Here is a 244-nt window from a genome sequence, read left to right on the forward strand (position 1 = left end):
AAATGGTTATGAAGGTTCTAGCGAAGAGATTTCATTCGAAATTACAAAACAAGGTTCTAATCAAGTTTTCAACGTGGTTAACAAACTTGTAAAAGGTTCTATTGAAATCCATAAAGTTGATGATAACAAAAAGCCTTTATCAGATGTTGAATTTACTGTCTATAATGAAAAAGGTGAAGAAGTAACTAAGGTTATTACTAATAAAAATGGTATTGCTTCTGTTAAGGATCTTCCTTATGGAAAA

General features: G+C 29.5%; 1 protein-coding gene. It reads left to right on the forward strand.

The annotated features are described in order from the left end of the window. Positions 1 to 244: MSCRAMM family protein (locus tag MR107_RS30865; RefSeq protein WP_242293211.1), on the forward strand; the 244-nt coding region annotated here is incomplete at both ends.

Source organism: Bacillus cereus group sp. BfR-BA-01441, from assembly GCF_022663075.1.
GTDB classification, from domain to species: Bacteria; Bacillota; Bacilli; order Bacillales; family Bacillaceae_G; genus Bacillus_A; species Bacillus_A cereus.